This window comes from Streptomyces sp. NPDC051173, from assembly GCF_040689515.1.
Lineage (GTDB): Bacteria > Actinomycetota > Actinomycetes > Streptomycetales > Streptomycetaceae > Streptomyces.
In genome coordinates this window covers 40,405-63,937 of record NZ_JBFBBD010000038.1, presented here as the reverse complement: position 1 = coordinate 63,937, position 23,533 = coordinate 40,405, and the positions used below count along the sequence as shown (strand labels likewise).

15 protein-coding genes and 1 rRNA gene are annotated in these 23,533 nt (G+C 71.5%); 12 read left to right on the top strand and 4 right to left on the bottom strand.

Annotated features, from left to right (window positions below; genetic code table 11):
• Positions 1 to 88: ribosomal RNA gene (gene rrf / locus AB0435_RS20580) — 5S ribosomal RNA — on the top strand; the annotation flags it as partial.
• A 162-nt stretch (positions 89 to 250) separates the two neighbouring features.
• Here rrf and AB0435_RS20575 read toward each other — a convergent pair.
• Positions 251 to 1,501: a hypothetical protein gene (locus AB0435_RS20575; protein WP_366427621.1), complete on the bottom strand. Its 1,251-nt coding sequence runs from the start codon at positions 1,499 to 1,501 to the stop codon at positions 251 to 253.
• A 179-nt stretch (positions 1,502 to 1,680) separates the two neighbouring features.
• Here AB0435_RS20575 and mtnA point away from each other — a divergent pair, with 179 nt between their 5' ends.
• The 7 genes from mtnA to AB0435_RS20540 all read left to right on the top strand — a co-directional run bounded on the left by mtnA (position 1,681) and on the right by AB0435_RS20540 (position 10,479).
• The gene (gene mtnA / locus AB0435_RS20570) at positions 1,681 to 2,850 is read left to right on the top strand and encodes an S-methyl-5-thioribose-1-phosphate isomerase (protein WP_366005094.1); all 1,170 of its coding nucleotides are present in this window, start codon (positions 1,681 to 1,683) and stop codon (positions 2,848 to 2,850) included.
• Between the two features lie 129 nt (positions 2,851 to 2,979).
• On the top strand, positions 2,980 to 3,657 hold the full coding sequence (gene mtrA / locus AB0435_RS20565; protein WP_003968748.1) for a two-component system response regulator MtrA: 678 nt from the start codon (positions 2,980 to 2,982) through the stop codon (positions 3,655 to 3,657).
• Between the two features lies 1 nt (position 3,658).
• Positions 3,659 to 5,707 carry an MtrAB system histidine kinase MtrB gene (gene mtrB, locus AB0435_RS20560; RefSeq protein WP_366005093.1) on the top strand — a complete coding sequence of 683 codons (2,049 nt, stop codon included), beginning with the start codon at positions 3,659 to 3,661 and terminating at the stop codon, positions 5,705 to 5,707.
• Positions 5,697 to 7,517: an LpqB family beta-propeller domain-containing protein gene (locus tag AB0435_RS20555; RefSeq protein WP_366427620.1), complete on the top strand. Its 1,821-nt coding sequence runs from the start codon at positions 5,697 to 5,699 to the stop codon at positions 7,515 to 7,517. Before mtrB ends, AB0435_RS20555 begins: the two co-directional genes overlap by 11 nt.
• Before the next feature lie 205 nt (positions 7,518 to 7,722).
• A complete protein-coding gene (locus AB0435_RS20550) occupies positions 7,723 to 8,547 on the top strand; it encodes a ComF family protein (protein ID WP_366005091.1) in 825 nt (274 codons plus the stop codon).
• A gap of 249 nt (positions 8,548 to 8,796) precedes the next feature.
• Positions 8,797 to 9,486, top strand: a complete 690-nt coding sequence (raiA, locus tag AB0435_RS20545) for a ribosome-associated translation inhibitor RaiA (RefSeq protein ID WP_366005090.1) — start codon at positions 8,797 to 8,799, stop codon at positions 9,484 to 9,486.
• A gap of 276 nt (positions 9,487 to 9,762) precedes the next feature.
• Positions 9,763 to 10,479 carry a response regulator transcription factor gene (locus AB0435_RS20540; protein ID WP_366005099.1) on the top strand — a complete coding sequence of 239 codons (717 nt, stop codon included), beginning with the start codon at positions 9,763 to 9,765 and terminating at the stop codon, positions 10,477 to 10,479.
• 110 nt (positions 10,480 to 10,589) lie between these two features.
• Here AB0435_RS20540 and AB0435_RS20535 read toward each other — a convergent pair whose 3' ends face one another.
• Both AB0435_RS20535 and AB0435_RS20530 read right to left on the bottom strand, forming a co-directional pair.
• A complete protein-coding gene (locus AB0435_RS20535) occupies positions 10,590 to 11,804 on the bottom strand; it encodes a crosslink repair DNA glycosylase YcaQ family protein (protein ID WP_366427619.1) in 1,215 nt (404 codons plus the stop codon).
• 42 nt (positions 11,805 to 11,846) lie between these two features.
• Complete coding sequence (locus AB0435_RS20530) at positions 11,847 to 12,440, bottom strand: GNAT family N-acetyltransferase (protein WP_366427618.1); 594 nt, start codon at positions 12,438 to 12,440, stop codon at positions 11,847 to 11,849.
• Positions 12,441 to 12,720: 280 nt separating this feature from the next.
• Between AB0435_RS20530 and secA the strand changes: the two genes are divergently transcribed.
• Positions 12,721 to 15,546 carry a preprotein translocase subunit SecA gene (gene secA, locus AB0435_RS20525; RefSeq protein ID WP_366005087.1) on the top strand — a complete coding sequence of 942 codons (2,826 nt, stop codon included), beginning with the start codon at positions 12,721 to 12,723 and terminating at the stop codon, positions 15,544 to 15,546.
• A 205-nt stretch (positions 15,547 to 15,751) separates the two neighbouring features.
• On the opposite strand, the gene AB0435_RS20520 is transcribed toward secA, so the two are convergent.
• On the bottom strand, positions 15,752 to 16,207 hold the full coding sequence (locus AB0435_RS20520) for an Rv3235 family protein (RefSeq protein ID WP_366005086.1): 456 nt from the start codon (positions 16,205 to 16,207) through the stop codon (positions 15,752 to 15,754).
• A 356-nt stretch (positions 16,208 to 16,563) separates the two neighbouring features.
• Between AB0435_RS20520 and AB0435_RS20515 the strand changes: the two genes are divergently transcribed.
• From AB0435_RS20515 to AB0435_RS20505, 3 genes are all read left to right on the top strand, one after another.
• Positions 16,564 to 17,067 (top strand): hypothetical protein, encoded by a 504-nt coding sequence (locus AB0435_RS20515; protein ID WP_366005085.1) that lies wholly within the window; start codon positions 16,564 to 16,566, stop codon positions 17,065 to 17,067.
• 244 nt (positions 17,068 to 17,311) lie between these two features.
• Positions 17,312 to 17,974 carry an HAD hydrolase-like protein gene (locus AB0435_RS20510; RefSeq protein WP_366427617.1) on the top strand — a complete coding sequence of 221 codons (663 nt, stop codon included), beginning with the start codon at positions 17,312 to 17,314 and terminating at the stop codon, positions 17,972 to 17,974.
• A gap of 498 nt (positions 17,975 to 18,472) precedes the next feature.
• Positions 18,473 to 23,500: an NAD-glutamate dehydrogenase gene (locus AB0435_RS20505; protein WP_366005083.1), complete on the top strand. Its 5,028-nt coding sequence runs from the start codon at positions 18,473 to 18,475 to the stop codon at positions 23,498 to 23,500.
• The last annotated feature ends 33 nt before the right edge of the window (positions 23,501 to 23,533 follow it).

Here is a 23,533-nt window from a genome sequence, read left to right as displayed (position 1 = left end):
CGGTTACATTCCGAACCCGGAAGCTAAGCCTTTCAGCGCCGATGGTACTGCATGGGGGACCGTGTGGGAGAGTAGGACGCCGCCGAACAAATTTTAGCCTCAGGCCCCGGGTCATAGACCCGGGGCCTGAGGCATTTTTGCGTTCAGGGCCAATTCACTCGATAAAGCTCGGCGAAGAACGTCCAGGAAAAGCGTCGGGCCCGGGATCAGGGGATCCCGGGCCCGATGTATTCGTGAATTACTCGATGAATTACTTGCCCGCGCTCGCGGCGCGGGCGAGCTCCAGGTCGAGGGACTCACGGCGGATGCGCTGGTCGGTGTAGAGGAGCGCGGTGACCGCGGCCGTGACCGGGAACGCCAGAGTGGAGCTGATGACCGCGCCGACACCGGCGACGATGAGCGCGGACCAGCTGGTGGTGTCACTGTCGGAGCCGCCCGACACGATCGACTCGACGACGCCCACCGGCATTTGCGCGATCATGGAGACCACGAAGGTGAGGGCCACGGCGAGGAGCTGGACGCCGAAGACGCGCCACCAGGACCCGCGCACCAGCTTCGCCGAGCGGCGCATGCTCGCGAGGACGCCCTGCTTCTCCAGCATCAGTGCCGGCACCGCCAGGCTGTAGCGGATCCACAGCCAGGCACCGGCCACCACCGATCCCAGGCCGCCCAGCAGCGCGAGCGCGGCGCCCGCCGACTCCGCGCCCGCCGCGGCGACCAGCAGGCCGATGCCCAGCCCGACGGCGAGGACACCGCAGACCATCAGCGGCAGCAGCACCAACAGGCCGCACATCCGGCCGAGTTGGGGGCGTGCGCTCCGCCACGCCTCGCCGATCGAGGTCGTGCGCCCCAGGATCGCGTGGCTGACCATGACCATCAGCATGCCCGTGGCGATGATCGAGCCGATCAGGCCGATCGCCCAGGCGATGCCCACGCCGCCCAGGCTGCTGCCTATGGCGTCCAGGAGCTCCCGGGGGGACACGGTCTCGGAGTCGGTGAACGACTGGAGGTCCGGGACGTCCCGGAACCACAGGCCGGTGACCACGGTCGCCACCGCCTGGGTGCCCACCGCGAGGGCGAACGAGATCCCCAGGGCCGTACGCCACTGCACGCGTACCGTCCGGATGGCGGCGTCGATGATCTCGCCGACGGCGAGCGGCCGCAGCGGGATCACGCCGGGCTGGGGGGCCTGCGCCGGCGGCGTCCAGTTGCCCCAGCCGCCGCTGGAGGCCGCCTGCGGCCCCCAGCCCCCGGTGCCGGGCTGCTGCCGCCCGGGGTTGGAACGGGCGCGCTCCCGGGTGGTGCGGCGGGTCTGCGGGGGGACTGCGGAGGGCGCGGACCACTGGCCGGCGGGCGGTTGCTCGTCGGCCCACTGCGAGGAGCGTGCGTCCTCGTCGGTGCCGGGTGCCCGGTCCGCGGGGGCGGACTCCTCCGGCGGGGCCGGGGGCCGCTCCTCGGAGGGGGAGGGTCCGGGCGAGTTCCGGCCCGGAGTGTCGTTCATCTGTCTGTCGCTCCTTCTCGGTACCCGTCCGCCGGTGCGGCTCCGGGCCATTGCCCGCAATCGTGTCACGGTGGCCGGACGACCGGCCGTGCTCGCGGCCGGGCCGGGGAGGGGCTCGTACGGGGGAGGAATGGAAAGGGGACCTTCAATAGTCGCCTCCCGCCGGGCAGACTGGACAGATGGCTGATCACTTCGCGGCACGCGTGGATCCTGTCGGATGCCCCCTCTCGCCCGCCCTGCGGTGGGACGAACTGCCGGAGGGGCCCGTGGTCGTGCTCCTCGACCAACGGCGGCTCCCGGCCGAGGAGGTGGAGCTGCTGTGCACGGACGTGCCCGCGCTGGTGGAGGCGATACGCACGCTCGCGGTGCGGGGCGCGCCGCTGCTCGGCGTCGCGGGCGCCTACGGCGTGGCCCTGGCCGCGGCACGGGGCTTCGACGTGGCCGACGCCGCCGAACTGCTGGCCCACGCGCGCCCGACGGCCGTCAACCTCGCGTACGGGGTGCGGCGGGCGGCACGCGCGTACGAGGAGGCGCTCAAGGGCGGGGCGGACGGGCGGCGGGCCGCCGCGGCCGCGCTCACCGAGGCCCGCGCGCTGCACCAGCAGGACGCCGAGGCCAGCGCGCGCATGGCGGCCCACGGCCTGACCCTGCTGGACGAGCTGCTGCCGGGCGGCGGCTACCGCCTCCTCACGCACTGCAACACGGGAGCCCTGGTCTCCGGAGGCGGCGGTACCGCCTTCGCGGTGGCCTCCGCCGCACATGGGGCGGGGCAGCTGAGGCGCCTGTGGGTGGACGAGACCCGTCCGCTGTTGCAGGGCGCCCGGCTCACGGCGTACGAGGCGGCGCGCGCCGGCATGGCGTACACCCTGCTCACCGACAACGCCGCGGGTTCGCTCTTCGCGGCGGGCGAGGTGGACGCCGTCCTGATCGGCGCGGACCGGATCGCCGCCGACGGTTCGGTGGCGAACAAGGTGGGCAGCTATCCGCTGGCGGTGCTGGCCCGCTATCACCATGTGCCGTTCGTCGTCGTGGCACCGACCACCACGGTGGACCTGGGAACGCCGGAGGGTGCCGCGATCGAGGTGGAGCAGCGGCCGGGGCACGAGGTGACGGAGTTCTCCGCGTCCGCGGTGGCGGGCGTGACGGCGGAACCGGGGGCGGGAGCGCCCGCGGCGCCGCTGGGCACCCAGGCGTACAACCCCGCGTTCGACGTCACACCGCCCGAGCTGGTGACCGCCCTCGTCACGGAGAACGGGGTGGTCTCGCCGGTCACCCGGGACGGTCTGGCCGAGCTGTGTGCCGGGCGGGGAAAGGGAAAGGCCGCGGGCGGGGCCGAATTTCCCGCATGATGTCCGCAGCCGCCGAAGAGGGCGGATGATCTCCGAGGTCAACGGGACACACCGAAGAATGCCATTCACCACAGGTGAGCTGAGTCACCCGGCTCTATGGACCGGATGCGAAAATGGGATGATGTCGATATGAAGGGACGCGTCCTTGTCGTCGACGACGACACCGCACTGGCCGAGATGCTCGGCATCGTGCTGCGTGGTGAGGGTTTCGAGCCGTCGTTCGTAGCGGACGGCGACAAGGCACTTGCTGCTTTTCGTGAGGCAAAACCAGATCTCGTGCTGCTCGACCTGATGCTGCCCGGACGGGACGGCATCGAGGTGTGCAGGCTCATCCGGGCGGAGTCCGGGGTGCCGATCGTGATGCTGACGGCGAAGAGCGACACGGTCGATGTGGTGGTCGGGCTGGAGTCCGGCGCCGACGACTACATCGTCAAGCCGTTCAAGCCGAAGGAACTGGTGGCCCGCATCCGGGCCCGGCTCCGCAGGTCCGAGGAGCCGGCGCCGGAGCAGCTGACGATCGGCGACCTGGTCATCGACGTGGCCGGGCACTCGGTCAAGCGCGAGGGGCAGTCCATCGCGCTGACCCCGCTGGAGTTCGACCTCCTGGTGGCGCTGGCCCGCAAGCCCTGGCAGGTGTTCACCCGCGAGGTGCTCCTGGAGCAGGTCTGGGGCTACCGCCACGCGGCGGACACGCGCCTGGTGAACGTGCACGTGCAGCGGCTGCGCTCCAAGGTCGAGAAGGACCCGGAGCGCCCGGAGATCGTGGTGACCGTCCGCGGCGTGGGCTACAAGGCCGGGCCGAGCTGACATGTCGGGCAACGGTGCCGCTCCGGAGTGGGGCGCGGGGCGGCCCGTCGAGACGGCGGGCGGCATATCCCTCTTCCGGCGGCTGTGGCGCGCCGGACGGCTGCTGCCCGACGGCGCGGCCGCCGGGCCGGTCCACCCGGTGCTGCGGCTGTACGTGCGCTGGGTGAGGCGGCCGCTGCTGCCCGCGATGCGGCTGTGGCGGCGGAACATCCAGCTGCGGGTGGTGGCCACCACCCTGCTGATGTCGGTGGGCGTGGTGCTGCTGCTCGGGCTCGTCGTCATCGGGCAGGTGCGCAACGGCCTGCTGGAGGCCAAGCGGCACGCCTCGCAGAGCCAGGCGGAGGGCGGCTTCAAGGCCGCGCGTGACTTCGCGGACGGCACCGACAACCGCGGGCAGGACACCTCGCAGTCCGGCGTCCGGGGCATGGACTCCGGCACCTGGCTGACGACCTTGGTGCAGCAGCTCTCCAGCGGTGGCCAGGGCGTCTATCACGTGGTGGCCCTCAGCGCGGACACCAGTGACACCGCCGTGGGCGCCCGCGGCCCGCGTGCTTCCGGGGACATCGACCCCGAGCACAGCGTCCCCGCAGACCTGCGTAAACAGCTGAACACCCAGACGGGCGCGCTGGAGCGCTCCGCGTCGATCAAGCACAGCGCCTCGGACGAGGGCGAGCCGGCGCTGGTGGTCGGCAAGCGGCTGTACGACAACAACAACAAGCCGTACCAGCTCTACTACCTCTTCCCGTACACCCAGGAGGAGAAGTCGCTGACCCTGGTCAAGACCACGCTGGCGACGGCCGGGGTGTTCGTGGTGGTGCTGCTGGGCGCCATCGCGTGGCTGGTGGTGCGGCAGATCGTCACGCCCGTACGGATGGCGGCCGGGATCTCCGAGCGGCTCGCGGCGGGCGTCCTCCAGGAGCGGATGAAGGTCACCGGCGAGGACGACATCGCCCGTCTGGGTGAGGCCTTCAACAAGATGGCACAGAACCTCCAGGTGAAGATCCAGCAGCTGGAACAGCTGTCCCGGATGCAGCGCCGCTTCGTGTCCGACGTCTCCCATGAGCTGCGCACCCCGCTGACGACGGTACGGATGGCGGCGGAGGTCATCCACGAGGCGCGTGACGACTTCGACCCGGTCACCGCGCGCTCGGCGGAGCTGCTGTTCGGGCAGGTCGACCGCTTCGAGTCGCTGCTGTCCGACCTGCTGGAGATCAGCCGGTTCGACGCGGGCGCGGCGGCGCTGGAGGCCGAGCCCATCGACCTGCGGGACGTCGTGAACCGCGTGGTCGACGGCGCCCTGCCGCTGGCGGAGCGCAAGGGCAGCAAGCTGCTCGTACGGGGCGACGAACAGCCGGTGATCGCGGAGTCGGACGCGCGGCGCGTGGAGCGCGTGCTGCGGAACCTCGTGGTCAACGCCGTCGAGCACGGCGAGGGCCGGGACGTGGTGATACGGCTCGCGGCGGCGGGCGGCGCGGTCGCGGTCGCGGTGCGCGACTACGGCGTGGGCCTCAAGCCGGGCGAGGCGACGCGTGTCTTCAACCGCTTCTGGCGGGCCGACCCCGCGCGGGCCCGTACGACGGGTGGCACCGGCCTCGGCCTGTCGATCGCGGTGGAGGACGCCCGGCTGCACGGCGGCTGGCTCCAGGCGTGGGGCGAGCCGGGCGGCGGTTCGCAGTTCCGGCTGACGCTGCCGAGCACGGCCGGGGACACGCTGCGCGGCTCGCCGATCCCGCTGGAGCCCGACGACTCGCGGCGCAACCGCGGCCTGAACGAGGCCGGGGTGCCGCTGGGCGTCTCCGGCCGTGGTGGGAGCGTGCCGGCGCAGCCCGGGCCGCAGGGCCCCGTGCCCGCGCCCGTACCGGCGCAGACGCGGAGCACGCCCGCTGTCGACCCGGCGGCGCTGCCGGGCAGCGGGGCGCGCGTGGTGGCCCGGCAGGGCGGTGCGGCGCCGTACGACAAGGGCGCGGACACCTCGGACGGAGAGACGAAGGGCGCCGACGGCGGGGCCGGGGCCGGTACGGGACATGAGGGGCAGGCGCGTGGGCACTGAACGCGGACGCCGCAACCGGTTCGCGGGGCTCGCCGCGCTGGCGCTGAGCGGCGCGCTGCTGGCCGGCTGCGCGTCGATGCCGGACAGCGGCGAGGTCACGTCGGTGGACTCCTCGCAGCGCGCCGACGCCGATTCGCAGGTTCGGGTCTACGGCGTGGCACCGCACAAGGGCGAGCAGCCGCAGGACCTGGTGACGGGCTTTCTGGAGGCCACGACCAGCGACGACCCGGACTACGCCACGGCCCGGATGTACCTGTCGAAGAACGTGAAGCGGAAGTGGAACCCGTCCGAGGTGACGACGGTGCTGTCCGAGCCGCCGAAGGTGGACGTCTCGCGCACGGGCGAGCGGAAGCAGGACTTCACGATCGCGCTGAACGGCAAGCAGGTCGCCAGGGTCGACGACAAGCACGCGTACAAGCCGGACGAGCGGGACTACAGCACGCAGATCCGGGTGGCGCAGGAGGACGGCGAGTGGCGCATCGACGCGCTGCCGCCGGGACTGGTGCTCGGGCTCGCCGACTTCCAGCGCATCTACCGCTCGGTCAACAAGTACTACTTCGCCGAGCTGGGGGCGAGTGGTGTGGGGCAGGGCCGCAACGTGCTCGTCGCCGACCCCGTCTACCTGCGCAAGCGCATAGACCCGGTGACGTCCTCGGTGAAGGCGCTGCTGGACGGGCCGACGACGTGGCTCGACCCGGTCGCGACGACGGCCTTCCGCGAAGGCACGCAGGTGGTCGACCAGCGGCTGTCCCTGGACGATTCCAACGCCCTGAAGGTGCGGCTCAACGCCCGGGCGGACGGCACCAGTGAGGAGCAGTGCCTGCGGATGGCCGCGCAGGTCCTCTACACGGTGCAGGACCAGTCGGCCAAGGTCAGCCAGGTGACGCTGCAACGCGAGAACGGCTCCCAGATGTGTGTGCTGCAGCGGGACCAGGCGCGGTGGTACGCACCGGACCAGACGGCGGGTCATCCGGACCGGCAGTATTTCGTCGACGCGCAGCACCGGATGGTGAGCATCGCGGACGGCGAGGACGAGCCGCGGCGGGTCCCCGGTCCGTTCGGTGCGGACGCCCCGGTGCAGCTGCGCTCGGTCGCGGTGGCCCGTGACGAGAAGCGGGCCGCGGGGGTGACGGCCAACGGGCAGTCGCTGTACGTCGCCGGGCTGGAGTCCGGTGCGGCGCTGGGCGACCCGCGGCTGACGGTGCGGGGCAGCGGGGCCAAGGCGGGCCTGACGTCGCCCAGTTGGGACGGGCTGGGCGACCTGTGGGTCGCGGACCAGGACCCGGACCGGCCGCGCCTGCTGCGGCTGCCGGGCGGTACGGGTGCGCCGGAAGAGGTCCAGGTGCCCCGGCTCGACGGCGGGCGGATCACCGGGCTGCGGGTGGCCGCGGACGGTGTGCGCGTCGCGCTGCTGGTGACGAAGGGCGACCGGACGTCGCTGGAGCTGGGACGCGTGGAGCGGCACGGCGGCGTGGGGCGGATGACGCTCTCGGTGCAGGAACTGCGTTCCGTGGCACCGAGGCTGGAGCAGGTCGACGCGGTGTCCTGGGCGGGCGGCAGCCGCCTGCTGGTCGCGGGCAGCGAGCAGAACGGCCTGCAGCAGCTGCTGTACGTCGAGACCGACGGCTCGCTGTCGAATGCCTCGGCGCTGCCCGGCATCACCGGGGTGCGCGGTATCGCCGCCGCGGAGAACGCGGCCAAGGCGCCGACGCTGGTCGCGGAGCGCGACGGCGGGATCGTACGGCTGCTCCCGGACACCAACTGGAAGCTGGTGACCAAGGAGGGCTCGGCTCCGGTCTATCCGGGGTGAACGGGCTCCGGTCCGTCCGGGGTGAACGACTCCGGTCCATCCGGGGTGGGCGGTGCTCCCGCACGCGGGATGTTCCGGATGTGCGCTTTTCGGCAGGCCCGCCCGATGGGCTGTGTCCCTTGTGGCCCGTGGTTCCTCTGAGGCCAGCGACCGGGAGTTATCCACAGGGGTGGCAGGGGTCGCCGCTCCGCGGGACAGTAGGGCCATGCGCAGGTGGTGGCAGGAGATCACCGGCCTGGTGCTGCCGGTCGACTGCGCGGGGTGCGGCCGGTGGCGGACGGTGCTGTGTGAGGAGTGCCGTGCGGCGCTGAGCGGGTCCCGGGCGCACCGCGTGTGGCCGGACCCGGTGCCGGTGGGGCTGCCGCCCGTGCACGCCGCGGCGCGGTACGGCGACAGGGTGCGATCGGTCCTGCTCGCGCACAAGGAACGGGGCGCGCTGGCGCTGGCGGGCCCGCTGGGGGCTGCGCTGGCAGGGGCGGTGCGTTCGGTGGCGGAGGGGGAGAACGGGGGCGCCGGGGGCGAGGGGGAGGTGGGGAGGGGCGGGGGAGGCCCCCTGCTGCTCGTTCCCGTTCCCTCCGCGCGGCATGCCGTCGCCGCTCGGGGGCACGATCCGGGGCGGCGGATCGCTCTCGCGGCCGCGGGTGTGCTGCGGCGTGCCGGTCTTCCCGCGCGGACGGCTGCGGTGCTGCGGCAGCGCAGGGCCGTCGCGGATCAGGCCGGTCTGGACGCCCGGCAGCGGCGGGCGAATGTGTCCGACGCGTTGGGGGTACTCAAGGGGGCAGAGGGGCTGTTGTGTCAGAGGGGCCCGGTGGTGCTGGTGGATGACCTGATGACGACGGGAGCGTCGCTGAGCGAGGCGGCGCGGGCCGTCTCCCTGGTCGGAGGGCGGCTTCTCGGGGCGGCCGTGGTCGCCACTGTCGAGCGTACGCCCGTCGGGCCGGCGCCGCGCATAAACGGAACCCTCGGAGAACGCCACTCGTTGATGAGGGAAACGGCAGGAAAACACCTGAATGGGGGTACGCCTCGGTAGGGGCTACCGACAGGCGTCCGGGCGAGATATGTTCGGTTGTGAGGAAGGGCAAGCTCTATGCCTCATATCTCCGAATGGCGCTTTTCCTGCGCTTTCGAAGAAGCTTGAAGTCGATGGGGTGTAGATCTTGTCGATGGGGGAGGAGGAGGTGAAACCGCCGAGTCGGTGGCTCCGGGGTGTCCCCGGGGCTTGTTGCAAGAGGGATGCGCTCCGCATCTTCAGCGGGGCGATCCGGGAACGGAGTTCTGCGTGGACATCGTCGTCAAAGGCCGCAAGACCGAGGTGCCCGAGCGCTTTCGCAAGCACGTGGCCGAGAAGCTGAAGCTGGACAAGATCCAGAAGCTCGACGGCAAGGTGATCAGCCTCGACGTCGAGGTGTCCAAGGAGCCCAACCCCAGGCAGGCCGACCGCTCCGACCGGGTGGAGATCACGGTGCGTTCGCGTGGACCGGTGATCCGGGCGGAGGCGGCAGCAGCCGATCCGTACGCCGCGCTGGACCTCGCCACCAGCAAGTTGGAAGCGCGGCTGCGCAAGCAGAACGACAAGCGTCACAGCCGCAGGGGCAACGGACGCATTCCCGCGAGCGATGCCGCGTCGACCGTCATCGGCGCCGCGGAGCTCAACGACAGCGGTGAACTCACCGTGGAGCAGGCGATGGACGGAGTCCCGGTCACCCGCATGGGATCGCTCGAGGTCCAGGGCGAAGGCCCCCTGGTGGTCCGCGAGAAGACCCACACCGCGGCTCCGATGACGCTCGACCAGGCGCTCTACGAAATGGAGTTGGTCGGCCACGACTTCTATCTGTTCGTCGACTCCGAGACCAAGCTGCCCAGTGTCGTCTACCGGCGGCACGCCTACGACTACGGCGTCATCCGTCTCAACGCCGACCCGCTGTTCGAAGCGGAGCCCGGCGGGGCGGGCGGAGCGCTCGGCGGCTGAGCCGGGAGGCCCGGCAGGCGGCCGAAGCCTCTCGCGGCCCGCGTCGTAGACATCCATCCGATGGTGCCCTCGGAGCGCTCCGGCGCTCCCTGGGCACCCTGTGCGACGGCGGGAGCACCGCCCGGTTGCCCGGCATGAAATCATGACGGACGGCCAACCACCGGCCCGCCGAAACCGGTTGGGGCGGCGGGCAGCACTGTGCAACCGCGAGGGACTCTGGGCCTTCAGGGGTCTCCAGGGGGAGGAACGATGGCGGACAGGTTCGGGCCGGTGCTCGTGCCCGGCGAGGACGACGACGAGAGTGCCTGCGCGGACCGGGGCGGCACGCGTGCGGAGCCCATCAGGGTGCTGGTGGTGGACGACCACGCGCTCTTCCGCCGGGGGCTGGAGATCGTCCTCGCGCAGGAGGAGGACATCCAGGTCGTCGGCGAGGCCGGGGACGGCGCGGAGGCCGTCGACAAGGCCGCCGACCTGCTGCCGGACATCGTGCTGATGGATGTGCGGATGCCCAAGCGCGGCGGCATCGAGGCGTGCACCTCCATCAAGGAGGTGGCCCCCAGCGCCAAGATCATCATGCTGACGATCAGCGACGAGGAAGCCGATCTCTACGACGCCATCAAGGCGGGGGCGACCGGCTATCTCCTCAAGGAGATCTCCACCGACGAGGTGGCCACCGCGATCCGGGCGGTCGCCGACGGGCAGTCGCAGATCAGCCCGTCCATGGCCTCCAAGCTGCTCACCGAGTTCAAGTCGATGATCCAGCGCACGGACGAGCGCCGGCTGGTGCCCGCGCCCCGGCTCACCGACCGTGAGCTGGAGGTGCTCAAGCTCGTCGCCACCGGGATGAACAACCGCGACATCGCCAAGGAGTTGTTCATCAGCGAGAACACGGTGAAGAACCATGTGCGCAACATCCTGGAGAAGCTTCAGCTGCACTCCAGGATGGAGGCCGTGGTCTACGCGATGCGGGAGAAGATCCTCGAGATCCGGTGAAGTGGCTGGGGGTTCGGGGGTTATCCCCCGAGGGTTGCAGTTTCGAGATTCGGTGAGGCGGCTGAGGGTTCGGGGCTCCTGGGGGCCCGGGGCCCGTCGCCGGCCTCCCGTCAGCCGAGGGCGGTGACCAGGGCCGCGGCCAGCTTCGCGTCGTCGCAGCGCTCTATGCGCACGGAGTCGCAGCCCACCCACCCGGCCGCCTCGCGCAGCGCCTGTGCCATGGGCGCCACGGCCTTGGGCCCGTCGAGGGAGACCTGGCGGGCCACCAGCGTGCTGCCCTCGCGGGCCGGGTCCACCCGCCCGGCCAGCCGTCCGCCCGTCAGCAGCGGCATCGCGAAATAGCCGTGCACCCGCTTCGGCTTGGGCACATACGCCTCCAGCCGGTGCGTGAAGCCGAAGATCCGCTCCGTGCGCGGCCGGTCCCAGATCAGCGAGTCGAACGGCGAGAGCAGCGTCGTGCGGTGCCGGCCCCGCCCGTCACCGGCCAGCGCCCGCGGATCCGCCCATGCCTGCTTGGACCACCCGGCGACCTCGACCGGCACCAGCCCCGTGGCCTCCATGACCGCGTCCACCTGCTCGCCCTTGAGGCGGTGGTAGTCCGCGAGGTCGGCCCGGGTCGCGACACCCATCGCCGCGCCCGCCTGGGTGACCAGGCGCCGTACGCACTCCAGGTCGTCGAGGTCGTCGTGGAAGAGGGCGTCCGGGACGGCGCGTTCCGCCAGGTCGTACACCCGCTTCCAGCCGCGCCGCTCGGTGCACACGACCTCGCCGGTGTCGAGCAGCCACTCCACGGCGATCTTCGTCTCGGACCAGTCCCACCAGGGGCCGCCGTTCTTGGCCCCGCCCAACTCCGTGGCCGTCAGCGGGCCGTCCGCCTTGAGCCGGTCGCGGACGGCGGCGCAGGAGCGCTCCGGCTCCTTCATCACGTGCCAGCGGTGCCCGCGCGCCTGGAACGCCCGCCGCCGGAAGGCGAAGAGCGGCCACTCCTCGATGGGCAGGAGGCATGCGGCGTGCGACCAGTACTCGAAGCTGTGCGGCGGCTCGGGAGCCGTGCGCGGGGTCCAGTAGGCGGACTCGACCGTGCCGCGCCCGACCCCGCCCAGCCGTGCGTACGGCACCAGCTCGTGCGAGCGGGCCAGCACCGAGATCGTGTCCAGCTGCACGGCGCCCAGCAGCCGCAGCACCCCGCGCACCCCGGCCCGCCGGTCGGGGGCGCCGAGCAGCCCCTGTGCCCGCAGCGCGATGCGCCGCGCCTCGTCGGCGGAGAGCCGGTGCTCGGTGCGTGGACCCTTGGCAGCGGCGGCAGTTGTCATGCTGGAGACCATGCCGCCAGCGTAGATCCCGGCACTGACAACGCCCCCGGTCGGTCAGGCCCGTTCGGGAAACGGCAGGTAGGGGGCCCCGGACGGCAGTCCGAGGTCCGACGGGAGCAGCGAGCCGACCCAGGCGTCGCGGCGCGTGCCGGCGTACGGGATCTTCGCGCGCTGGGTGCCCTCCATGCGGAAGCCCACCTTCAGGGCGACCGCGCGGGAACCGGTGTTCCCGGCCTCGGCGTACCACTCCAGCCGCTCCACGCCGAGCTCCTCGAATCCCCAGCGGGCCACCTCGCGGGCGGCCTCCGCGGTGTAGCCCCGGCCGCGCCGCTCCTTGGCGGTCCAGTAGCCGAGCTCGGCCTGTCGCTCGGGGGAGCGCAGCTGGGCGAGCCGCACCAGGCACATCGACCCCACCAGTTGGCCCTCGTCGCGGGTGAACAGGCCCCAGGTGTACATCGAGTCGTCGCGCCAGCCCGCCGGGCAGGTCTCCTCCAGGAAGGTCCGCGCGTCCTCGCGCGTGTAGGGGGAGGGGACGCTGGTGTAGCGCGGGATGTCCGGGTCCTGGCAGGCCGCGTGCACGGCGCCCGCGTCGGACGGGGCGAAGGGGCGCAGCGTCAGGCGCGGGGTGGCGAGCGAGAGGGGTTCCATGCGGGGAGTCTGGTCGCCGGCCGCGGTCCCGGGCGAGTGATTTTCCCCGTTGACGTCGATCGCGGAGAAATGTCACAGGCCCGGCACCTTCGGGCGGTGCCGTTCGTTCACCGTGCGGGTGACACCCGGCTCGGGCCCTGACGGACCTCCCGGCGCGGCGGGGTCCTCGCTTACGATGGCCGTTGCGGCGGGGACTGTCCCGTCGTGCCCGCGCACCCTCCCCCTGCCTGCGGCGGGGGCAGCCCCAGTGCCAGGCCCGACCGGCAAGGAGTCAGCCTACGTGTCCGTCTTCGGCAAGATCATGCGTGCAGGAGAAGGCAAGATCCTGCGCAAGCTGCACCGCATCGCGGACCAGGTCAATTCCATCGAAGAGGACTTCCTCACCCTCTCCGACGCCGAGCTGCGCGCGCTGACCGACGAGTACAAGCAGCGGTTCGCCGACGGGGAGTCCCTGGACGACCTGCTCCCCGAGGCGTTCGCCACCGTCCGCGAGGCGGCCAAGCGCGTGCTCGGCCAGCGGCACTACGACGTCCAGCTGATGGGCGGCGCCGCCCTGCACCTGGGCTATGTCGCGGAGATGAAGACCGGTGAGGGCAAGACCCTCGTCGGCACCCTCCCGACGTATCTGAACGCCCTCTCGGGCAAGGGCGTCCACCTGATCACCGTCAACGACTATCTGGCGGAGCGCGACTCCGAGCTGATGGGCCGGGTGCACAAGTTCCTCGGTCTGTCGGTCGGCTGCATCCTCGCCAACATGACACCCGCGCAGCGCCGCGAGATGTACAACTGCGACATCACGTACGGCACGAACAACGAGTTCGGCTTCGACTATCTGCGCGACAACATGGCCTGGTCGCAGGACGAGCTGGTGCAGCGCGGGCACAACTTCGCGGTGGTCGACGAGGTCGACTCCATCCTCGTCGACGAGGCCCGTACGCCGCTGATCATCTCCGGCCCGGCCGACCAGGCCACCAAGTGGTACGGCGACTTCGCCAAGCTGGTCACCCGCCTGAAGAGGGGCGAGCCGGCCAACCCGCAGAAGGGCATCGAGGAGACCGGCGACTACGAGGTCGACGAGAAGAAGCGCACCGTCGCCATCCACGAGTCCGGCGTCTCCCGCGTCGAGGACTGGCTGGGCATCGACAATCTCTACGAGTCGGTCAACACTCCCCTCGTCGGCTATCTGAACAACGCCATCAAGGCGAAGGAACTGTTCAAGAAGGACAAGGACTACGTCGTCATGGACGGCGAAGTCATGATCGTCGACGAGCACACCGGCCGTATCCTCGCCGGCCGCCGTTACAACGAGGGCATGCACCAGGCGATCGAGGCGAAGGAAGGGGTGGACATCAAGGACGAGAACCAGACCCTGGCCACCATCACCCTCCAGAACTTCTTCCGCCTCTACGGCAAGCTCTCCGGCATGACCGGTACGGCGATGACCGAGGCCGCCGAGTTCCACCAGATCTACAAGCTCGGCGTGGTGCCGATCCCGACCAACCGGCCGATGGTCCGCAAGGACCAGTCCGACCTCATCTACCGCACCGAGGTCGCCAAGTTCGACGCCGTGGTCGAGGACATCGCGGAGAAGCACGAGAAGGGCCAGCCGATCCTGGTCGGCACGACCTCCGTCGAGAAGTCGGAGTACCTCTCGCAGCAGCTCGCCAAGCGCGGCATCCAGCACGAGGTGCTCAACGCCAAGCAGCACGACCGGGAGGCGACGATCGTCGCCCAGGCCGGCCGCAAGGGCGCCGTCACCGTGGCCACCAACATGGCCGGCCGTGGCACCGACATCAAGCTCGGCGGCAACCCCGACGACCTCGCCGAGGCCGAGCTGCGCCAGCGCGGCATGGACCCGGTGGAGCACGTCGAGGAGTGGGCGGCCGCGCTGCCGGACGCCCTGGAGCGTGCCGAGGCCGCGGTGAAGGCGGAGTTCGAGGAGGTCAAGTCGCTGGGCGGCCTCTATGTGCTGGGCACCGAGCGCCACGAGTCCCGCCGTATCGACAACCAGCTGCGCGGCCGTTCCGGCCGTCAGGGCGACCCGGGCGAGTCCCGCTTCTACCTCTCGCTGGGCGACGACCTGATGCGCCTGTTCAAGGCCCAGATGGTCGAGCGCGTGATGGCCATGGCCAACGTCCCCGACGACGTGCCGATCGAGAACAAGATGGTCACCCGGGCCATCGCCTCCGCCCAGTCGCAGGTCGAGCAGCAGAACTTCGAGACGCGTAAGAACGTCCTGAAGTACGACGAGGTGCTCAACCGCCAGCGCGAGGTCATCTACGGCGAGCGCCGCCGCGTCCTGGAGGGCGAGGACCTGCACGAGCAGGTCAAGCACTTCATGGACGACACCATCGACGACTACATCCGCCAGGAGACCGTCGAGGGCTTCGCCGAGGAGTGGGACCTGGACCGGCTGTGGGGCGCCTTCAAGCAGCTCTACCCCGTGAAGGTCACCGTCGAGGAGCTGGAGGAGGCCGCGGGCGACCGCGCGGGCATCACGGCCGAGTTCATCGCGGAGTCCATCAAGGACGACATCTACGAGCAGTACGCCGCCCGCGAGGAGCAGCTCGGCTCGGACATCATGCGTGAGCTGGAGCGGCGCGTGGTGCTGTCCGTCCTGGACCGCAAGTGGCGTGAGCACCTCTACGAGATGGACTACCTCCAGGAGGGCATCGGCCTGCGCGCCATGGCCCAGAAGGACCCCCTGGTGGAGTACCAGCGCGAGGGCTTCGACATGTTCCAGGCCATGATGGAGGGCATCAAGGAGGAGTCCGTCGGCTATCTGTTCAACCTGGAGGTCCAGGTCGACCAGCAGCTGGAGGAGGTCCCCGTCCAGGACCGCGGCGAGCGCCCGTCCCTGGAGAAGGAGCCCCAGGACGCCGTCGTCGCCGGTGCCCGTCCGGAGATCCGCGCCAAGGGCCTCGACGCCCCGCAGCGCCCGGACCGGCTGCACTTCTCGGCCCCCACGGTCGACGGTGAGGGCGGTGTCGTCGAGGGCGACCTCGTCGGTGACGAGGGCCCGACGCGCTCCTCGGCGGACGGCATGACCCGCGCCGAGCGGCGCAAGGCCCAGAAGAACAGCGGTGGCCGCCGCCGCAAGAAGTAACCCGGCGGGCGGTGACACGAGGCGGGGGCGGGGCACACGGTGCCCCGCCCCCGCCTCGCGCGTACCGGTGGGTCTTGCGGCCCGTCGTCCGCGGGTGATGCGTCCGAGCCACCGCCGTGCGGCGAAGGATGCTCCTGCCGCGAGCCGCGAGCGCCCCGCGGGTCACCGTCGGCCTTCGGACCGGCGGTGACCCGCCGGGTACGGCCTACGCGCGTGCCCCGCCGAGCTCGACGGCCGCGCACCGCCACCGCTGGTCCGTGCCGTGCTCCAGGCGGAAGGCGAGTGCCTGGAGCCGGTCGCCGGAGACGATCCGGGCGAACGCCTCGATCACCCCGGGCCGGGGCCTGAACTCGTCGCAGCGCCGGACGAACGGCGTCCGGCCCGGCGGCGGGGGCCGCAGCGGCGCCTGCGGGGCCAGCGTGGCGAGCTGGTCGTACGCGGTGCCCACGGTGTGCCCGAGCATCCAGTGCACCGGGCGCTGGCCGCTGAGGGTGAGCAGCAGCCGGTTGGCGAACCAGTAGCGCGGCAGGCCCTCGCGCTCGCGGCGGCGGGCCGCCGGGTCGGGGTGCGGGCGCCTGCTGTCGGTGCGCCGCGGCGGGCCGGTCCTGGCCGCCCGTGCGGTCCTGGCCGGTCCGGTGGATCCGGTGGTGGTGCGCTGCATGCCGATCGCCCCCGCGATGCCGGGCCCGGTGCCGATGCCGGGCGGTGGCCTCTTCTTCGCCGTCTTCGTCGGTTTCTTCGTTCTCTTCGTTTTCTTTGCCGATCTTCTACCGGCGGGCCGCGGAGGGCGGCAAGGACGCGGTGGGGCGGGCCGGGCGGCAGGCCGGTTTCCCCTATCAGGGGCCGAAGGGGCACAGGGGGCCGTTTCGGCGGCCCGGTGGGGCCGGAGTGCCTCCGGTGGCGGCAAGCGGGGGAGAAGCGCCTCCACGGGGCCTCCCGGCACTCCGAAGGGGGACTCCCGCCGTATGCTGGCAGCGCGTTCTTTCAGGCTTCAGGATCTTCAGGAAAGCAGCGGTCATGCGCGTCTACGTCCCCCTGACCCTCCCCGGTCTCGCCGAGGCGCACCGGACCGGCCAGCTGGGGCCCGCCCCGCTGCACGCCTTCGCCGTCACCCCCGCGCTGCGCGAGTGGTATCTCTCCGACGACGTCGAGGAGCTGGAGTACGCGGCCCTCGGCCGGGCCGCCGAGGCGTCGCTGCGGATGCTCGCCGGTGCCCCGGACGCCGCCCGCCGGCGCGTCGTCGTCGCCGTCGACGTGCCCGAGGGCGCCGCGACCACCGACCCCGACCAGGGCCTGGAGCAGTCCACGCTGGGCCAGGTGCGGCTGGCCTCCGCCGTGCCGCTGGCGAAGGCGGCGGCCGTGCACCTCGACTCCGGCGACGCCGAGGCGGACGTCGCGGCCGCCGCGGCCGCGCTGGGCGCCGCCGACCAGGGCGACGACGACGCGCAGTTCACCGTGGACGGCGCGGAGGACCACGACCTGATGTGGTTCGGCGTCCAGGAGATCGCCGGCCTCATCTGACGAACGCCCTGGTGGGCGCGGGTGTCCTGGGGCCTGTCCGGCGGATCTTGTGGTCGGTGCTGCGGGTGGTCGTCGTCCGCACCACCGCTACGCGGCGAGGACACTCCCCCCAGACTTCGTCCGGGGGGACCCCCAAGGGCGTTCCCGCCGCAGGCAGCAACGGGCCCGCAGACTGGCAAAGATCCGCCGGGCACGGACTGAGGCTCCGGGCGGCGTTGTCGGTGCTGATCGGTACGGTCGTGTCATGGGGAACCACGGGGCACACATCATCTGGGACTGGAACGGCACGCTGTTCCACGACACCGACGCGGTGATGGCGGCGACGAACGCCGCCTTCGCCGAGACCGGCCTGGAGCCGATCACGCTGGAGCGGTACCGGGAGCTGTACTGCGTCCCGATCCCGCGGTTCTACGAGCGGCTGATGGGCCGCCTCCCCACCCAGGCAGAGTGGGACCACATGGACCTGGTCTTCCAGCGGCACTACCGCGACCACTTCCCGCGCTGCGGCCTCGCCGACGGCGCCGAGGGCCTGCTGGAGAGCTGGCAGGGGGCGGGCGGCACCCAGTCGATCCTGTCGATGTTCGGGCACGACGAGCTCGTGCCCCTCGTCCGCAGCTTCGGCATCGAGCGCAGATTCGTCCGCGTCGACGGGCGCACCGGCCCCTCGGGCGGCAGCAAGGCCGCGCACATGGCCCGGCACGTCGCCGGGCTGGACGGCATAGCGGCGGGGCGCGCCGTGGTGATCGGCGACGCCGTCGACGACGCGGTCGCGGCGGCCCACGTGGGCGCCCACGCGGTGCTCTACACCGGAGGGTCGCACAGCCGGAGCAGCCTCGGCGAAGCGGGCGTGACGGTGGTCGACAGCCTGGCGGAGGCCGTCGCCGAGGCGGAGCGGCTCGTCGGCTGACCGGGCGTGACATCGGCCACAGCGGGCCCGTCCGGCGCTCCAGGAGGCTCCCCCGGGGAGCTCCCGCGGCGTCCCGGTGACGGAGCCGCGCAGGGCGGCGAACCGCCGTGGAGCCCAGTGGATCCGCGGGCGGCGGGCGGTCCGCGTCCGGCGAGGAACCGCGTCCGGCGGAAAGCGCTGTCCAGACCGTCAAAGTTCGGGCCCGGGTTTTGTACACAAACGGCTCATGACGCTTCCCCCGGGAAGAGCGATAGCCTTACCAGGTGATCAGCGCGATATCCAGCTGGGGTGACGACGCCCCTGCCCTGCGCCCGGAGTGCCACCGCACCCGGGCCGCCGCTGGTCCCCGCACCTGGGCACCTCTGACGAATCTCGTCAAGAAAGGCCCGGTCACCTCTCATTCCGGCATAACGTCGACGACGACCGGATACCCCGTGTCGCGGCGTGATGCCTTCACCGTCTATGTCACGCAACGGCGCGCGACAGGAGCCAGAGGACATGCAGACCAAGCTGGACGAAGCCAAGGCCGAGTTGCTCGAACGGGCGGCCCGCGTCGCCGAGACCAGCCCGGCCGGGGGGCAACAACCGACTGGGCCGAAGGGTGAGGGCAGTCTCGACCCGGAGACGTTGACCGCCTTTCTCCAGCGCTACTACCTGCACACCGCGCCCGAGGACCTCAGCGGCCGGGATCCGGTCGACGTCTTCGGCGCCGCGCTCTCGCACTACCGCCTCGCCGAGAACCGGCCGCAGGGCACCGCCAATGTGCGGGTGCACACGCCGACGGTCGAGGAGAACGGCTGGACGTGCAGCCACTCCGTCGTCGAGGTCGTCACCGACGACATGCCCTTCCTGGTCGACTCCGTCACCAACGAGCTCTCCCGCCAGGGCCGCGGCATCCACGTCGTGATCCACCCCCAGGTCGTCGTGCGCCGTGACCTCACCGGCCGCCTCCTGGAGGTCCTCGGCTCCAACTGCGACGCCCACGGCGACGGCAAGGACGCCGTCCTGCCGCACGACGCCCTCACCGAGTCGTGGATCCACGTCGAGATCGACCGCGAGACGGACCGCGGCGACCTCAAGCAGATCACCTCCGACCTGCTGCGCGTCCTGTCCGACGTCCGCGAGGCCGTCGAGGACTGGGAGAAGATGCGCGACGCCGCGCTGCGCATCGCCGACGAGCTGCCGTCCGAGCCCTCCGCCCCCGACGTGCCCGAGTCCGAGGTGAGCGAGGCCCGCGAGCTGCTGCGCTGGCTGTCCTCCGACCACTTCACCTTCCTCGGCTTCCGCGAGTACGAGCTGGCGAAGGTCCCCACCGACGGCGGCGAGGAGGACGTGCTCAGCGCCGTCCCCGGCACCGGCCTCGGCATTCTGCGCTCGGACCCCACGCACCACGGCGAGGGCCACCACGCCGGGCCGCTCGGCGCGTCCCCGTCCTTCAACCGGCTCCCCGCGGACGCCCGCGCCAAGGCCCGCGAGCACAAGCTGCTCGTGCTGACCAAGGCCAACAGCCGCGCCACCGTGCACCGTCCCTCCTACCTCGACTACGTCGGGGTGAAGAAGTTCGACGCCGAGGGCAACGTCACCGGCGAGCGCCGCTTCCTGGGCCTGTTCTCCTCCGCCGCGTACACCGAGTCGGTGCGCCGGGTCCCCGTCGTCCGCCGCAAGGTCGCCCAGGTGCTGGCCGACGCCGGGTTCACGCCCGACAGCCACGACGGCCGCGACCTGCTCCAGATCCTGGAGACCTACCCGCGCGACGAGCTCTTCCAGACGCCGGCCGACCAGCTGCGCGCCGTCGCCACCAGCGTCCTCTACCTCCAGGAGCGCCGCCGCCTGCGGCTCTACCTCCGCCAGGAGACCTACGGGCGCTACTACTCCGCCCTCGTCTACCTGCCGCGCGACCGCTACACCACGGCCGTCCGGCTGCGGCTGATCGACATCCTCAAGGAGGAGCTCGGCGGCACCAGCGTCGACTTCACCGCGTGGAACACCGAATCGGTCCTCTCCCGGCTGCACTTCGTCGTCCGCGTCGAGCCGGGCGCCACCCTGCCCGACCTCACCGACGCCGACGTCGAGCGCATCGAGGCCCGGCTGGTCGAGGCCGCCCGCTCCTGGGCGGACGGCTTCGCCGAGACGCTCACCGCCGAGGTGGGCGAGGAGCGCGCCGCCGAGCTGCTGCGCCGCTACGGCCAGGCGTTCCCCGAGGGCTACAAGGCCGACCACAACCCGCGCGGCGCCGTCTCCGACCTCGGTCACCTGGAGAAGCTGACCACGGCCGGCGGCGACCGCGACTTCGAGCTCAGCCTCTACGAGCCGGTCGGCGCGGGCCCCGGCGAGCGCCGCTTCAAGATCTACCGCACCGGCGAGCCGGTCTCCCTCTCCGCCGTCCTGCCGGTGCTCCAGCGCCTCGGCGTCGAGGTCGTCGACGAGCGCCCGTACGAGCTGCGCTGCTCGGACCGGACGACCGCCTGGATCTACGACTTCGGGCTGCGGATGCCGGAGCGGATCGAGGGCGAGGACGCGCGCACCCGCTTCCAGGAGGCCTTCGCGGCCGTGTGGACGGGCGCCGCGGAGAACGACAACTTCAACAAGCTGGTGCTCGAGGCCGGTGTCGACTGGCGCCAGGCGATGGTGCTGCGGGCCTACGCGAAGTACCTCCGGCAGGCCGGGTCGACCTTCAGCCAGGCGTACATGGAGGACACCCTCAGCAACAACGTCCACACCACGCGCCTGCTGGTCAACCTCTTCGAGGCCCGGATGTCGCCGGCGCTCCAGCGCGCCGGGCGCGAGCTGATCGACGGGCTGCTGGAGGAGCTGGACGGCGCCCTCGACCAGGTCGCGAGCCTGGACGAGGACCGCATCCTGCGGGCCTTCCTGACGGTCATCAAGGCCACGCTGCGCACGAACCACTTCCAGCGCGTCAGCGCGGGAAGCGACGAGAGGGGCCAGCGCACGAGTGCCGGTCTGCCGCACGCCTACCTGTCCATCAAGCTGGACCCGCAGGCCATCCCCGACCTGCCCGCGCCCCGCCCGGCGTACGAGATCTGGGTCTACAGCCCGCGTGTCGAGGGTGTGCACCTGCGCTTCGGCAAGGTCGCGCGCGGCGGTCTGCGCTGGTCCGACCGGCGTGAGGACTTCCGCACCGAGGTGCTCGGCCTGGTCAAGGCGCAGATGGTGAAGAACACCGTCATCGTGCCGGTGGGCGCCAAGGGCGGCTTCGTCGGCAAGCGGCTGCCGGACCCGTCCCTGGACCGTGACGCGTGGCTGGCCGAGGGCATCGCCTCGTACAAGACCTTCATCTCGGGTCTGCTCGACATCACCGACAACATGGTCGGCGGCGAGGTCGTGCCCCCGAAGGACGTCGTGCGGCACGACGGTGACGACACCTATCTGGTCGTCGCCGCCGACAAGGGCACCGCGACCTTCTCCGACATCGCCAACGAGGTCGCCGAGTCGTACGGCTTCTGGCTCGGTGACGCCTTCGCGTCCGGCGGCTCCGCGGGCTACGACCACAAGGGCATGGGCATCACCGCCCGCGGTGCCTGGGAGTCCGTCAAGCGGCACTTCCGGGAGCTGGGGCACAACACCCAGACCGAGGACTTCACGGTCGTCGGCGTCGGTGACATGTCCGGTGACGTGTTCGGCAACGGCATGCTGCTGTCGGAGCACATCCGGCTGGTGGCCGCCTTCGACCACCGCCACATCTTCCTCGACCCCACCCCGGACGCGGCCGTCTCCTACGCCGAGCGCCGCCGTCTGTTCGAGCTGCCCCGGTCCTCCTGGGCGGACTACGACACGGGCCTGCTCTCGCAGGGCGGTGGCATCCACCCGCGTACGGCCAAGTCGATCCCGGTCAACGCCCACGTCCGGGCCGCCCTCGGCATCGAGGCGGGCGTCACCAAGATGACCCCCGCCGAGCTGATGAAGGCGATCCTGCGCTCGCAGGTCGACCTGCTGTGGAACGGCGGCATCGGCACGTACGTGAAGGCGTCCACCGAGTCGCACGCCGACGTCGGTGACAAGGCCAACGACGCGATCCGCGTCGACGGCCAGGACCTGCGGGTGAAGGTCGTCGGCGAGGGCGGCAACCTCGGTCTGACGCAGCTGGGCCGCATCGAGTTCGCGCGCGCCGGCGGGCCGGAGTCCACCGGCGGCCGGATGAACACGGACGCCATCGACAACAGCGCCGGTGTGGACACCTCCGACCACGAGGTGAACATCAAGATCCTGCTGAACGCGCTGGTCACCGACGGCGACATGACCGTCAAGCAGCGCAACAAGCTGCTGGCGGAGATGACCGACGAGGTCGGCGAGCTGGTCCTGCGCAACAACTACGCGCAGAACGTGGCCCTGGCCAACGCCGTCGCCCAGGCGCCCAGCCTGCTCCACGCCCACCAGCGGATCATGCGCCGGCTGAGCCGCGACGGTCACCTGGACCGCGCGCTGGAGTTCCTGCCCACCGACCGGCAGATCCGCGAGCGCCTCTCCGCGGGCCGCGGGCTGACCCAGCCGGAGCTGGCGGTCCTGCTCGCCTACATCAAGATCACGACGTCCGAGGAGCTGCTGGCCACCGACCTGCCGGACGACCCGTATCTGGAGCGGCTGCTGTACGCCTACTTCCCGCAGGCGCTGCGCTCCTCCTTCGGCGAGCAGATCGACGGGCACGCGCTGCGCCGGGAGATCGTCACGACGGTCCTGGTCAACGACACGGTCAACAGCGGCGGTTCCACTTTCCTGCACCGTCTGCGGGAGGAGACCGGGGCGTCGCTGGAGGAGATCGTCCGGGCGCAGACCGCGGCCCGGGAGATCTTCGGCCTGGGCAAGGTCTGGGACGCCGTCGAGGCGCTCGACAACCTCGTGCCGGCCGATGTGCAGACCCGTATCCGGCTGCACTCGCGCCGCCTGGTCGAGCGCGGCACCCGCTGGCTGCTCAACAACCGTCCGCAGCCGCTCCAGCTCGCCGAGACCATCGAGTTCTTCCGGGACGGCGTGGCGGCGGTCTGGTTCCAGCTGCCGAAGCTGCTCAAGGGCGCCGACAGCGAGTGGTGGCAGTCCATCCGCGACGAGCTGGTCGCGACCGGCGTGCCGGACGACCTGGCCGTCCGGGTGGCCGGTTTCTCCTCCGCCTTCCCGGCGCTGGACATCGTGGCCGTCGCGGAGCGCAGCGGCAAGGAGCCGCTCGACGTGGCCGAGGTCTACTACGACCTGGGCGACCGGCTGCACATCACCCAGCTGATGGACCGGATCATCGAGCTGCCGCGCTCCGACCGCTGGCAGTCCATGGCCCGCGCCTCCATCCGTGAGGACCTCTACGCGGCCCACGCGGCGCTCACCTCGGACATCCTGTCCGCCGGCAACGGCGGCTCCACCCCGGAGCAGCGCTTCCGGACGTGGGAGGAGAAGAACGCGGCGATCCTCGGCCGGGCGCGCACCACGCTCGACGAGATCCGCGGCTCGGACTCCTTCGACCTGGCCAACCTGTCGGTCGCGATGCGGACGATGCGGACGCTGCTGCGGACGCACAGCTGACGCCTGGATGAACAAGGGGCGGCCCCGGGGAGA

Excerpts from the sequence above, each read along its gene's own strand:
- AB0435_RS20520 (WP_366005086.1), bottom strand. The coding sequence starts at position 16,207 with ATGCAGCGCACCACCACCGGATCCACCGGACCGGCCAGGACCGCACGG.
- AB0435_RS20505 (WP_366005083.1), top strand. The coding sequence starts at position 18,473 with ATGCAGACCAAGCTGGACGAAGCCAAGGCCGAGTTGCTCGAACGGGCG.
- AB0435_RS20510 (WP_366427617.1), top strand. The coding sequence starts at position 17,312 with ATGGGGAACCACGGGGCACACATCATCTGGGACTGGAACGGCACGCTG.
- AB0435_RS20535 (WP_366427619.1), bottom strand. The coding sequence starts at position 11,804 with ATGGTCTCCAGCATGACAACTGCCGCCGCTGCCAAGGGTCCACGCACC.
- AB0435_RS20530 (WP_366427618.1), bottom strand. The coding sequence starts at position 12,440 with ATGGAACCCCTCTCGCTCGCCACCCCGCGCCTGACGCTGCGCCCCTTC.
- AB0435_RS20575 (WP_366427621.1), bottom strand. The coding sequence starts at position 1,501 with ATGAACGACACTCCGGGCCGGAACTCGCCCGGACCCTCCCCCTCCGAG.
- mtnA (WP_366005094.1), top strand. The coding sequence starts at position 1,681 with ATGGCTGATCACTTCGCGGCACGCGTGGATCCTGTCGGATGCCCCCTC.
- AB0435_RS20515 (WP_366005085.1), top strand. The coding sequence starts at position 16,564 with ATGCGCGTCTACGTCCCCCTGACCCTCCCCGGTCTCGCCGAGGCGCAC.
- mtrB (WP_366005093.1), top strand. The coding sequence starts at position 3,659 with ATGTCGGGCAACGGTGCCGCTCCGGAGTGGGGCGCGGGGCGGCCCGTC.
- mtrA (WP_003968748.1), top strand. The coding sequence starts at position 2,980 with ATGAAGGGACGCGTCCTTGTCGTCGACGACGACACCGCACTGGCCGAG.
- AB0435_RS20550 (WP_366005091.1), top strand. The coding sequence starts at position 7,723 with ATGCGCAGGTGGTGGCAGGAGATCACCGGCCTGGTGCTGCCGGTCGAC.